The sequence below is a fragment of the Bacillus pfraonensis genome, from assembly GCF_050768835.1.
GTDB classification, from domain to species: Bacteria; Bacillota; Bacilli; order Bacillales; family Bacillaceae_G; genus Bacillus_A; species Bacillus_A pfraonensis.
Genome location: NZ_JAHCDO010000067.1, coordinates 1 through 9,278, shown reverse-complemented (window position 1 = coordinate 9,278; position 9,278 = coordinate 1). Strand labels below are relative to the sequence as shown.

The 9,278-nt window shown below is 34.9% G+C and carries 6 protein-coding genes and 2 pseudogenes; 2 read left to right on the top strand and 6 right to left on the bottom strand.

Features of this window, described 5'->3' with window-relative positions:
- Positions 1-348: 348 nt before the first annotated feature.
- From KFD70_RS28315 to KFD70_RS28300, 4 genes and pseudogenes are all read right to left on the bottom strand, one after another.
- Positions 349-2,502 carry a peptidoglycan D,D-transpeptidase FtsI family protein gene (locus KFD70_RS28315; RefSeq protein WP_336454539.1) on the bottom strand — a complete coding sequence of 718 codons (2,154 nt, stop codon included), beginning with the start codon at positions 2,500-2,502 and terminating at the stop codon, positions 349-351.
- 827 nt (positions 2,503-3,329) lie between these two features.
- Entirely contained in the window at positions 3,330-3,737 is a 408-nt protein-coding gene (locus KFD70_RS28310) for a DUF3942 family protein (RefSeq protein ID WP_420792389.1), read from the bottom strand.
- A gap of 361 nt (positions 3,738-4,098) precedes the next feature.
- A complete protein-coding gene (locus KFD70_RS28305; protein ID WP_336454537.1) occupies positions 4,099-4,818 on the bottom strand; it encodes an NAD-dependent protein deacylase in 720 nt (239 codons plus the stop codon).
- Between the two features lie 69 nt (positions 4,819-4,887).
- A pseudogene (locus KFD70_RS28300) lies at positions 4,888-5,240 on the bottom strand (pyroglutamyl-peptidase I family protein); the annotation flags it as partial.
- A gap of 149 nt (positions 5,241-5,389) precedes the next feature.
- On the opposite strand from KFD70_RS28300, the gene KFD70_RS28295 reads away from it, so the two are divergent.
- On the top strand, positions 5,390-5,608 hold the full coding sequence (locus tag KFD70_RS28295; protein WP_336454536.1) for a hypothetical protein: 219 nt from the start codon (positions 5,390-5,392) through the stop codon (positions 5,606-5,608).
- Between the two features lie 412 nt (positions 5,609-6,020).
- Here the strand turns inward: KFD70_RS28295 and KFD70_RS28290 are convergent.
- Positions 6,021-6,295, bottom strand: a pseudogene (locus KFD70_RS28290) (DUF2953 domain-containing protein); the annotation flags it as partial.
- 117 nt (positions 6,296-6,412) lie between these two features.
- On the opposite strand from KFD70_RS28290, the gene KFD70_RS28285 reads away from it, so the two are divergent.
- Positions 6,413-7,030, top strand: coding sequence for a DUF2238 domain-containing protein (locus KFD70_RS28285; RefSeq protein WP_336454535.1), 618 nt, complete (start codon positions 6,413-6,415; stop codon positions 7,028-7,030).
- Positions 7,031-7,899: 869 nt separating this feature from the next.
- On the opposite strand, the gene KFD70_RS28280 is transcribed toward KFD70_RS28285, so the two are convergent.
- The coding region (locus KFD70_RS28280; RefSeq protein ID WP_431613532.1) for an IS200/IS605 family accessory protein TnpB-related protein at positions 7,900-9,278 on the bottom strand (1,379 nt) is incomplete at its 5' end.

Below are 9,278 nucleotides of genomic sequence, written 5' to 3'. Positions count from 1 at the left end.
CGTTTTGCCTGATTAAATGTTTCGACTGTCTCTGCCAATGCATCTACCATTTCATGCGGTACATCTATCTTGTAGATCCGTTTCGAAAAATACGCTTTCTTCACCTGTTCTCACCTCTTTTTATTTGATAAGCTCATTATACACTAAATCGAACGTTAGTTCCACAAAAAGAGAGACGTTTTCTTTAAAAAGAAAAAACCGAGAAGACCCCCACCTTCACTTCGTTTAGAGGAGGGGGTCTTCTCGGTTAAAATGATAAATAAATAAGACAAAGCTCTCCTCAGTGTTTGCAATATATCTACCATTATAAATTTTCTTGCTCAAACAAACTCCCTCTTCAAAGATCTTTTATTGCGGTTTATTCGGATTTGGCTGTACTACAGAAACTGGATTCTCACCAAATTTTTTCACTTTCAATTCAAAATAGGCATCTAAAATTTCCCTTCCAATTTTAGAATTAATCCCTGATTTATCATCGTTTACCCATGGGACAACAACTGAAAATGCAACTTCTGGATCAGCATCATAAGGCGCATAGCCAGCTAAGGTTAAGTTATAACATTTTTTTCTATCTCCATTCTCATCCTTACCTATATCACTATCGCCACCATACACCGTTTCTGCTGTTCCTGTTTTTCCAGCAGGCTTATAAGGAAGGTTTTGAAAATGAGCTACACCGGTTCCATCCATTTCTTGAAACACCTTTCTAAATCCTTCTTTTACTTGATTAATGTAGAGAATATCCATATCTACACGATTTAAAATAACCGGCTCTATCGATTGAACTACCTTACCGATATCCTCTGCTTTATTTGGTTGCTCTCTAATTTCTTGTACAATTTGTGGTTTCATACGATAACCGCCATTTGCAATCGTCGAAATGTATTGCGCAAGCTGAAGCGGAGTATACGTATCATATTGACCGATTGAATAATCAAGTAAGAATCCTGGTGTATGATCTTTTTTTCCCTTTTGCCCCGCAGTCTCATTTGGTAAATCAATACCTGTTGGGACACCTAAACCAAATTGTCCAAAATGATAACGCATTTTATTAAAAGTTTCTTGTTTAATATTTAACGGACTATTCGGTACGTAATCTATCCCCGCGATTTTTAAAGCGGTGTTAAACATATATACGTTAGAAGATACTTGCAGGGCTCTAACATCATCAATATCACCAAAATCTTTCCATGATTTCTTTGCTTTTGTTGTTCCTTTAAATGTCATTGGTGCATCGATAAAATGAGTAAATGGTTGAATCGCACCTGTTTGATAACCCGTTAATAAAGTCGCACCTTTTACTGTTGAGCCTAATTCATAAGAGCTCGTCATTGTACCAAGTGCATAGTCTTCTACTTGTACATTCCCATCTTTATTTACTAGTTTTTTTCCTGAAATAGATAATAGCTGTCCTGTTTTCGGGTTCATCATAACGACAAAAGCTCGATCCATCATTGGCTCTGAAGCTTTAAATGCCATTAAATTTCTTTCGATACTTTCATCCACTCGCTTCTGCAGTTCCATATCAATCGTTAACATTAAATTATTGCCACTTTTCCCTTTTACCACTTGTTCCGTGTGAATGATATTTCCTTCTTTATCAGTAGTATTTTTTGATTGTGCTTTTATGCCATGGAGCGCATCTTCATATTGTTTTTCAATATAACTTTTGCCAACGCGATCATTACGGTTATAATCGCGGACTAAATAGTAATCTAATTGTTCTTTCGGTAGTCCCTCATCAGCACTAGAAACATTTCCAAGTACAGATCGTAGTAATTTATCATATGGATATTCCCGTTCCCAATCAATAGTTGTATCCACCCCTGGAAGATTTGCTAACTTCTCACTAACGACTGCGTATTCCTCCGGCTTGACATCCTTTTTGATAACTTTCGGAATCATATTGTAACCTGCACTCATTTTACTTTTAATTGCTAGTACTTCTATATCTTGTCGTGTAAGTTCATTTAATTCTTCCGCTGTAATACGTTCTCGTCTTAGTTCTTCTACTTTTTTATCAAATTCTTTCCCTGTTAATTTGTTGGCTCTTAACTTCTGCTCATCTTCCTTCGTTACTTTTGCTATTGCACGCTTCTTGTTTAATTGCATCCAAAAATCTTTCTTATCTACATCTGTTAACTTTTCCATAGCCTCCTGCGGCATTTCAATCATCCCAGCAAGTTGTGTCGCTGTATGTAAAATTTGTTCCGCATTCACACTTTTCATCTTTGTATATGTAATCGTTCTTAATGCTTTATTATCAACAACCGCATGACCTTCTCGATCAAAAATTTTACCGCGCGGAACAGGCTTACTTACTGTTTTCTCTTCCTTTCTCTCTGCTTCATTTTTGTACGTTTCACCATCAATAATTTGAACCTTACCTAACTGAATAATTACAGTTGAAAACATAAGAAATACAAAGAAAAATAGCACATTTAATCGGAAGGGAATATGCGTTTTCTTTTTCCGTTTCTTTTTCTGTTCCTTCTTTTTCATTAGGCTCTCCTCTTTCTAGTATCTAAACTATCTTTATCCCGCATTAACGGACAGTAAGACTCCCACCTCAAAGTTCAGTAATAACAAAGAAGTTAGGTAGGAGATTAACTGTCCGTAAAAGCCCGATTGGTGAGGGCTACTAATCAGTGGGGATGAAAAAAATCCCCACTGATTAAAGTTTCACCTTATCTCGTGCATAACAACAAATTAAACCGTACTTTCTCATCTAGATATAAAAATCTTCTCTATTAATAATATTAAAGCACATAGATAATATAATTTATAGTATTTTTATAGAAAATTAAGAAAATTCAACCACCAAAAAACGAGATAAACTCCTCTTATATTTTCCTTAGAGATTATACCCGTTAACTTTACAAGAACATTGATATATCAATGTTTATTCATTATTATTTTTTCATTAAGTCGGATTTTTATTTGCATGTTTTGTTCAACAAAAGAAATAATATAATGTATTTCTTCTATTATTGGTAAAGATATTTGAACTCATCTATATCTAAAAGTTCTTTTACTTTATCAATCGTTACATTATTGTATCTATTGCGAGTAATAATGTCTCTGATCTGTGTGTATCTATAATAAATAAAGCGAGCACCTGTATGAAAGACGTTTCGCTCTATGCTCATTCGTTCCTAAGAAGGTAGCAATCTAAGATTATAAAAGTTTAATTTCAGATGAGATTGTTTCTTTTTTTAAAGATCGAGTAAATGTTATTTAAAGATTTGCGTACAAAAATGCCATCCATTAGACCACCTATGTAATTTTCACGCAATAAAAAGCACTCCATAAGGAATGCTTTAAAATAGTTAATTAGTGAGTGATAATCCTAGTTTTTCACTAAATGTTTCACGCAGATAGTCTTCTAAGATCTCTGTCGTAAATTTTTCATTACGACCTAAAGCGAACAATTCTCCATCTTTTGCAATAATTGTATCAAGAGGAGTAACTACTTCATCAACAATTTTGGTAATTTCAATGATATTATTTTCAGTATGTACTTCTGTTTTAAATTCAATATTTTCTACTACTATATGAGTACGTCTACCAGATGTAAAAAAATTAAAATTAGGATTCTTTATAAAACCTATCTTAATTTCTAATTCATATAAATATTGATAGATTACATCTCTGTGCCCGTTCTTGATAATTTTTTTATCCTTCTCGTCTTCTAAATATTCTTTTATTTTTATTGCAAATTCATCTGGGAAGCTCACTTTTTCCAACACTCCTTTCCGCATTTAATATCAGAATTATTAATCAATATAATTGTATCATAGCGAAAAACAAGTTCCCAATAAATAATAAGACGCTGTACCGATTACGGCAGCGCCTAAGAAAATTGATACTACTTAATCTACGAATCAAAGCTAAACACACTGAAATACTGAATTCTTTTTTTATCCCCAAGAAAAATGATATATATATACTCCTGTTGGGCCATCTTTGATCCCAACAACTCTAGCAAATTTCACTTGAACCGCACCACGAAGAAAATGTATTACAATTGCCACTGTTTGTTGTTACCATAGAAGTGTGTAATACTCCTTGATTCGCTCCTTCGTTGAAACAATTAAATCATTTAAAACAACCTACAAACTGCCCAATCTTCTGCTGGAAGACATAATCAAAATGATATTCTTGCCCTGTTAACTCTTCATTCACTAATATAGTCGTTGCGCCTACTTCTCTTTTTGCAATTTGCGGGAACGATGCAACCGGCTGCACTTTTAATGAAGTTCCCATCACAAGTAATACGTCCGTTTCATATAAGCGCTGCATTGCATTTTGATATTGTGGTAATGTATCACCATATAAAACGACATCTGGATTCAAAATAAAATTACATGTTTCACATCGTGGCACTTCATGATCGATCATATATTGCAAATCATACTTCGCTTTACATTTTGGACAATGAGCAGTTTGGAGTGTACCATGTAAATCGATAACATGCTTGCTCCCGCCTAATTGGTGTAAGCCATCGATATTTTGTGTTAATACCGTGATATCTTTTCCTTTTCTTTCTAAATCAGCTAAAAATTCATGCCCACGATTCGGTTTATATTGATGAAACGTGTTAATTTGAAATATTTCTTTATAATGTTTCCAAAACTCTTTTGGACTCCGGTTATAATATCCCCTTGATAAGTACATTTCTACTTTTGCATCTGCATACAGTCCATTTGCTGAGCGAAAATCTGGAATTCCACTTTCAGTACTTGCCCCAGCACCCGTTAATACCGTAATCTTATTTGCTTTTTCTAGAACAGAACGAACTTCCTCATATTGTTGCATTGCTCTCACCTCTATGTATCATTCTTCCTATATTATAACATTTGTCCATGGCAGGCGTTGCATTTTTGCTCAGTGTGTTGTTCCACCACATTCTATAATATCTGTTTCTACTTCTAATGCGACCTGTACGAATCGTTTCATTCCATTCGTAATCGTTGAAAACGACATACTCGGTTGCCCCGGATGACTACTTGCTTGTTCGGGTAGAAATGGAATCCACAACGAATCCTATTTTCACTTTTTCTAACATGTGCATAAAAGAGATGATTACAAACAAATGTACCTGCCGTTTGCGAAACAGAAGCTGGTATGCCTTCTTCCCGAAGTTTTTTCACAGTAGCTTTCAGAGGAAGTGTAGACCAATACGCAGCTGGTCCCCCTTCTATAATAGGCATATCAACCGGTTGATTCCCTTCATTTTCACAGTAACTAATCAGAATTGCAAATACTTCAAACCGAAAAGAAATTTCCAGCTTTCAAAAGCTCAAGATATATGAAAAATGTACATAAAAAATGATACAGAAGAAAATCATATAAGAGTAAAAAAATGCAATATAGGAGGAAACAAAAAATGCCACAACAAATTGATACTAACCAATTAAAAAAAGCACAAGCAGCAGTATCCCTTTCTAAAGGACTTATTACACAAGCAATTGAACAATCTGCTGCAGATCAACTACTATGTGAAGAAGCTTTAAAACAAGCTTCAACTGAAATAGCTCAAGCCCAAACTCTTATAAGTCAAGTACAATCGTCCCTACAAACACAGTCAGCTCAACAATCACAATAAAAACAAACTCATGTGAAAAGAAAATACTGATGATAAGTACAAAAAGATGGCTTAAAAGCGTCTTTTTTTCACATAACCCATACCATTGATGGTAAGTAAAAAGTATCATCCCTACTATAATTAAAGTTGAGCTTTTTATGAAATCTTAGTGCAGGAATGTATACACCTTTGTTGTATTAATAAAAATCTCTCATAAATGACTTTATTTCCTGTATATAAATGTCGAATGACTATAATGCAACATCTTTATTGTTATGTAACAATAAATTGAGTATTCACTCTTGAGCATACTACTTTATAAATTACTTATCTTTTCATATCATCTAGGGATGGATCTAAACCATTTTCCAAACCAAATAATAAACTGAAAAAAGCGCCTAGTTTAAATGCTTTTTTCAGTTTATATTCTCTATTTTTTTACTATCTCTCCAATGCTATCAAGCTGTACCATTACTTTATTTTCAATACCGCCCTCTTCTTCTGCTTTTTCAATTTTTTTGTCCAGTCTTTTCTTCTGTTTTGCATTCTTTCTAACACATCAAACGTATATCGAATTATCCATATTTTCACTTGTAGCAAACACTGTTTTTCTATTTATGAATATAAGAAAGTAACTTTCAACGATATTTTCGACAACAAAATAAGTAATAGAACAATTTCGATTACAAGGCACTTCATCCCTATCATCCTTTCACTCCATATCCATTCGTGTAAACTAAGGCAAACTGTTCTAAGTACTCTGTATACGAGACTACGTTTTTTCAAATACTTTAAGCGAAAAGCCTTTCAATAGGAGTGAAAAAAGTGATAAGAGACAAAAATAAAATGATTCATCTATTTTTATTACTGGTTGTTACCGCAGTTTTTATATGGTCTGTTATTAAGCCTGCAAGATACTCGACATGGGCAGCGGAAGCTATTCCTGCCGTTCTCGGTCTAATCATTATAATTGCAATATACAATAAGTTTCGCTTTACCACTCTCTCTTATATCATTATTGCAATACTAGCTATTATAATGTTCGTCGGCGGTCATTACACATACTCAAAGGTTCCTTTTTTTAATTGGATAAAAGATGTTTTTGATTTAAATCGAAATCATTACGATCGATTTGGACATTTGATAAAAGGCTTGTTTACAATTGTGATAAGAGAAATATTACTACGGAAAACTCAACTAACTAACGGCTTTTGGTTAGTGACGATTAGTATAAGCATTTCGCTTGCTATCGCTGCATTATACGAAATCATCGAATGGATAGCATTTAAAATAACAAAGGGAGGAACGGCAGCTAAAGACTTTTTAGGTACACAAGGCGACGTTTGGGATGCACAATGGGATATGTCACTTGCCTTAGTGGGTTCGATTCTCGCATTACTCACCCTTTCAACACTACATAATCGGTTGTTAAAAAAAGAATGAATAAAAGGTTGAGTATAGAGGAATCTGTTTAGCAATAAAACTAAATCATGTTATATACCTTAATGAACATAAAAAAACTATTTTCATTTCAATAATGTTTATTCATAATACTCATAGAAGTTCTTCTCTATCCTCATCAAGCTAAGATTGGTTTGTATTCTCATAATGAAAAAACGCTATTCTTTATGTATATTTCTACAAAGAGAATAGCATTTTTTTGCATAATATTCCAAATCTCGTCCATACTATAGATAGGCTGGTGAATAGCCACAATCCAATTTTGTAGTACCCTACCCAAACTTATTTCTCCCTGGGCTGAGCAGTTAGCTTATGCGAGCTGCTCTTTTTAGATTGCTTGTACCACTTTTGTTTCCCTTCGTTACAATATGATTCAAATGGATCGTTTTTTCTAGCTAGAGCATCATCGCATTAGCGTACTATTCCAATACTTATAAGAATTCAACCACATCAGAATCCCGTAAATCTCCCTCTTTATGAATATAGCCGTATGCCCATAAAGCTAAGATGAATTTTTATCTACTAGATCTATTAATGTTTAATGTTGATTTTTTGTATTGAATTACCCCCACCTACCTCTACAAGAGCTTGAGGTTGGGGATTCCCCTGTCTCTGTCCTCACAAAAACAGTTCCTCTCGTTCAACAAAGAGGATACAACGATATAGAGTTCGGTAGTGTCTATATGGAATGTAAGACGACCCATTCTATCTTCCGACGAAAGGCAAACAAAATAGGTACAACTACTTTTTCTTATATCGAGGCTAGAACACTTTGTCATGCATCCAGTTCCTAGACTTATTATCTGCTCTGGTAATAAGCGTAAAAATCTGGGACAAAGTGTTCTTCTTTATCATACAGATAGTTTTGCTAGTTTTTTCTTTTCATTTTCAAACAAGTGTAATCGCTCGATTTGTAATGCCTCTTGCGGTTGATCTACATCATATAGCTGATAGAAATGATGCGTGCGAATATCCAATTGATTGTTTAATTGATGCCAATGACTCCAATGATGTGCGTCTTTCTTTGGAATATATGGCTGAAGCACCCGAGGTACTTTTTCTTTATATCCTAATCCCCGGCGACCAATTGTAAAGGCCGCGGATTGATGAATAGAGATGCCGAATTTCCGCATGTATTTCATCTTTCCAGAGATTGAAGTGTAAGCGGGATTCACTTGAAAGACAGCCACGCCTCTTTTATTTGCACGATTCAGAATGGCACTTGTCATCTTCTCATACGCAAACATACTCTTCATTCGATTGGCTCGCTTATTCCCATATCGATTTCCTGTTTTCGATTGGGTCGTATCTAGTTTCTCTAGTACAATCGGCTTGTTATACCGCTCCGCTAAGTCCACTAAGCGAATCGCTTCCACTTCGATGATTTTTGTGATTTGTCCTGTAGATTTCCCCATAATAGAAAAACGAAGGGAACCACTTCCTTTATAATTCCCATCCTTCGTTACATGTGCCCAAGCAAAATGCTCAAGATTACAATCTACACCGATCACACCATCTGATGTACTGTAATTCGTGTGTGGATTTTCTGGTACATCGACTACACATTTCACAATATAATAGGAACCATAGTCTTCCACAGACCACGCAATCGGTTTGCCATCCTTTTTCTTATTCTTACACTGTAATTGAGTTGTGATTACTTCTTCAATCATTTCTTGCCCATATGGGAACATAACAGCTGGAAACATAAGTGTTTTTCCGGAACTTGTCGTCATCCACAATTCTTTTGTCTCCGGCACATACTGAAATACAAAATTGCCATGTTTGGCATCTTTCCGGCCAGATAGGATCAGTTGTTTATTTCGAGCACGAGAAAATAATGTTTTCCATTTGTCATGGTTCCGTACAAACTCGCGGATGGTAAATTGCGAGCGAAACAGTTTTTTACTTCCAAATACTGCGCTTGGAATATGCGTTTGATCAGATGAAAGTTTTTGCGTTAAACGGGATTGTCTGTGAGTGAGATGACCGATTTTCGCCTGAATTCTTTTGATTTGAACATCTAAGTATTGGTGTTCAAACAGATATTCATTTAGCCAAATTAAGGTGTCTTTTTTACGGGATAAGGAGATGAGGTTGTTGTGCTTTGCGAAGCGGGTGTTTTTCAGAAACGTCAGCGTCCCTTTCACACAACTTTGTTTGATTTTGCGAAGATTTGTTAGTTTTGTCCGTTCTTGTTTCAACTTTTTCTTGAGCTTCTTAAGCTTCT